General features: G+C 71.6%; 1 protein-coding gene and 2 pseudogenes. All 3 read right to left on the bottom strand.

Annotated features, from left to right (window positions below):
* Nucleotides 1-339, bottom strand: a pseudogene (locus FV227_RS28195) (DUF2497 domain-containing protein); the annotation flags it as partial.
* Nucleotides 340-536: 197 nt separating this feature from the next.
* A pseudogene (locus FV227_RS28190) lies at nt 537-1,988 on the bottom strand (TolC family outer membrane protein).
* 164 nt (nt 1,989-2,152) lie between these two features.
* Nucleotides 2,153-2,809: a protein-L-isoaspartate O-methyltransferase gene (locus FV227_RS28185; RefSeq protein WP_147729888.1), complete on the bottom strand. Its 657-nt coding sequence runs from the start codon at nt 2,807-2,809 to the stop codon at nt 2,153-2,155.
* Nucleotides 2,810-3,255 lie beyond the last annotated feature (446 nt).

Genomic DNA, 3,255 nt, shown 5'->3' with positions numbered 1-3,255 from the left:
CGCCGGCTCCGGCGCGGCGGCCCGCGGCGCGGGGGCCGGCTCGGGCTCGGGCTCCGGCTCCATCGCGTCGAAATCGATCGCGTCGAAATCGAGCGTTTCGAGCTCCAGCGGCACCGGCTTGGCGGCGGGGCGCGGCGGCGGCGCGGGTTCTTCCATCTCGGCAAGGTCGAGCACGTCGTCGTTCTCGTGCGAGGGGGGGCGAACCGCGGCCGGCTCGGGCGGCTTCACCGCCTGATCGTCGGCGATGATCCGGCGGATCGACGCCAGGATCTCCTCCATGGAGGGCTCGTGCGCCTTCTCCGCCGCCTTGTCCTGGATCTTGGGGCTCGCTGCACTCATCCGGACGGCGCTCGAGAAGGTGGGAGGGACGAAAAAAGGCTGTCGAATGGAGTATTCCACGCCGCGCGCACGCGACAAGCGCAGCCGGAGCACAGTCCTCGGGAAATCACCCGCCGGGCGCCGTTATTCCGCCTGCCCGTATTCCGCTTGCCCGCGCCCGCCGGAACCCTCGGGTCGCGGGCGCGAATCACGCCGCCTCAGCGGCCGTCCGGCGAGCGGACGCCGTACCAGAGATCCTTGACCTGGTCGTAGTGGACCTTGGCGCTGTAGACCGCCACCGGCACCGCGGTGTAGCGCACCGTCAGACGGCCGATCGCCTGGACCACGCCGTAGGAGAAGATCACCCGGTCGCGCTGGGCGGTGATCAGGTTCACGCGGGCGTTGAGCAGTTCCTGCTGCGCGTTGAGCACGTCGAGGGTCGTGCGCTGACCGACGCGGGCTTCCTCGCGGACGCCGTTCAGCGCGACCTCGTTGGCCTGGACCTGGGCCTGGGCGGCGATCACCTGCGCCTAGGCGGCCTCGAGCCGGCCCCAGAAGTCGACCACCTGCGCGCGGACCTGATCGCGGACGAGGTCGGCCTGGATGCGGGTCTGGCCGACGACTTCCTTCTGCTGGCGGATCTGCGCGTATTCCTGGCCGCCCTGGTACAGCGGGATCGTCACCCGCCCGACGATCGACGCCGACAAGAAGTTGTCGCCGGGGAAGGTCTGGTCGTAGCGCTGCTGCACGCTGCCCTGCAGGCCGACGGTCGGATACAGCGCGGCCTCGAGCACCTTGACCTGCGCCTCGGCCGCGTCGACCGCGTGCAGCGCCGAGAGGATCTGCGGATGCTCCTGCAGGCCGATCGCGATCGCCGAATCGAGGTTGGCCGGCACGTAGCGGTCGAGCGGGCGGCCCGGGGCGAGCTGGCGCGGCTCGACGCCGATGTTCTGGCGATAGGTGCCGATGCTGGTGCGCAGGGCCGACTCCGCGACGCTGACCTGCGAGCGGGCGCCGGCGAGGCGCGCCTCGGCCTGGGCGACGTCGGTGCGGGTGACCTCGCCGACGTTGAAGCGGTCGCGGGTCTGGCGGAGCTGCTCCTCCAGCACCTCGACGTTGTTGCGGTTCAGCTCCAGCGTCGCGGTGTTGCTGAGCACGTTCATGTAGGACTGCACGCCGCCGTACAGCACCGACATCTCGGTGGAGCGCAGGCTCTCGCGCTGGCTGTAGACGTTCGACTCGGCGCGGCGGGTGTTGTTGTCGGTCTGGAACCCGTTGAACAATGTCTGGTTGACGGTGAGGCCCGCACCGCCCGGCGTCGTCGTCTGCGCGAGCTGCGCTCCGGAGACGCGGCCTTCGAGGTACTGGGAGCCGATGTCGGCGCTGATGCTGGCGGTCGGGCGATAGCCGGACTTCGCGATCGCGACGCCCTCGTCGGTCGCGCGGACGCCGGCGCGGCTGGAGTTGAGCTGCGGGTTGCCGCCGTAGGCCTTGGCGAGCGCCGATTCCAGCGTCTCGGACGCTGCCGGACCGGCCGTCAGCCCGGCGGCGACGGCGAGGCCGGCCAGCCGAAGCGCGGGGCGCGTCGCAGGTTTGCGTTGTGTCACGTCGATCAGCCCTTGCGGTTTCTCGAAGACCATCTTGCCCGTCTTGCGACGGCCACGGCGCATGAGCGCCGGCCCGGTCACGCCCGCCCCGGGGCAGACCTTAACCCATTCACGAAGACGTGGCCCAGGGCGAGGACGGCCCATCCCTCGAATCGTCGGGACGTGGCGCATAAAAGCGACACCTCCCCCGCGCGATCGGAGCGCGATGCCGAGAGCGCGCCGACCGCTCAGAACGCGAAGCCGGCCTCTTCGCGGAACGCCGCCAGGCCCGGAAGCGCCGCGTCGAACAGCGGGCGTGCGCCGAAGGCGTCGCCGGCGCGGACGAACAGGGTCGCCTTGGCGGACTTGTCGCGACCGAGGACGCAGACGAGGCGGCCCTCGTCCTTCAGCTGGTCGAGCAGCGCCTGCGGGCGCACCTCGACGCGGCCGTTGATCAGGATCGCGTCGTACGGGCCGGCCTTCGGCAGGCCGGCGGCGAGGGGCCCCTCCACCACCTCGACCTGCGTCCCGTCGAGGCGCTCGCGCGCCGCCTCCGCCAGGGCGGGGTCCGATTCGAGGGCGGTGACCCGGCCGCCGAGGCGCGCCATCACGGCGGCGGCGTAGCCGTATCCGGTGCCGACATCGAGCGCCCGGACGCCGCCGCCGATGCGCAGCGCCTGGATCATCCGCGCGAGCAGCATCGAGGCCGGCATGTAGCGCAGGTCGCCGTCGCTGCCCCCGAGCTTCAGGTTCTGGTCGATATAGGCGAAGGGCTCCGCCCCCGGCGGTACGAAGTTCTCGCGCGGCACCGCGTCGAACGCGTCCAGCACCGCGATGTCGTTCACGTCGAAGGTCCGGAGCTGGCAGTCGACCATCAGGCGTCGGGCCTGCGCGTAATCGAGCATGGAGACGGGTTCCTCGACGCGGTTCGAACGAGCCGGTTCCGCGAGACGCCCGCCGAGGCCGCGCTCACGCTTCCGGATCAGCCGGTTTCTCGGGGATCGGGTGCCAAAAGGCAAGGTTGCGCCGGGCGGGCCGCCGGCCCGCGAACCGGTTCGGCGAGACATCCGCGCCCGCTCGACACGCCGCAGCGGCGCCGGGATGCAATCGGTGGTGACGGTGCGGGGAACCTGTTTCCCGAGGCGCTCGCCTTCGCCGGTTGGAGCGTGAATAACGGATCCGATGACGAGCGGGGGCCGGCGCAACGCGCCGAGATCCCGCCGAGCCCGGGAGACGCCGCGTGACACCCGTCCTGAGCCGAAGCCTCGCCGCGCTGGCGTTGACGACCTGCCTCGCCGCGCAAGGCGCCCTGGCGCAGCAGCCGGCGAGCCCCGCCCCGGCTGCCGCCGCC

Source organism: Methylobacterium sp. WL119 (genome assembly GCF_008039875.1).
Classification (GTDB): Bacteria; Pseudomonadota; Alphaproteobacteria; order Rhizobiales; family Beijerinckiaceae; genus Methylobacterium.
The sequence above is the reverse complement of the archived record's forward strand: the minus strand, read 5'-3'. Positions and strand labels throughout refer to the sequence as shown.